Annotated in this window: 1 protein-coding gene; it reads left to right on the top strand. The window is 55.1% G+C overall.

Annotated features, from left to right (window positions below; all coding sequences use genetic code 11):
- Window positions 1–227, top strand: a 227-nt coding sequence (locus tag EYW48_RS21950) for a hypothetical protein (protein ID WP_277433132.1), incomplete at both ends; no start/stop codon positions are given.

Genomic DNA, 227 nt, shown 5'->3' with positions numbered 1-227 from the left:
GATGGCGTGATCAACAAAGACGAGCTGGGTAATGACCAGGTTCAAGTGAAGGTTGACGTGAACCACGCCGAGTTGGTTGAAGGCGGTGAAGTGACACTGACCATCAGCAATGGTGGCAGCGCAAGCACAGTGACGCTGAGCCTGAATGAAGACGGCGAGATAAGCGACAGCAACTACAGCTACAACAATGGCACCATCACGTGGACAGAAACCGTGGCCGAGGGCGC

The sequence above is a fragment of the Vibrio sp. 1180_3 genome, from assembly GCF_029478545.1.
Taxonomy (GTDB): Bacteria; Pseudomonadota; Gammaproteobacteria; order Enterobacterales; family Vibrionaceae; genus Vibrio; species Vibrio aestuarianus.
Note: the sequence above shows the minus strand (reverse complement) of the source record. Positions and strands in the feature narration are given on the sequence as shown.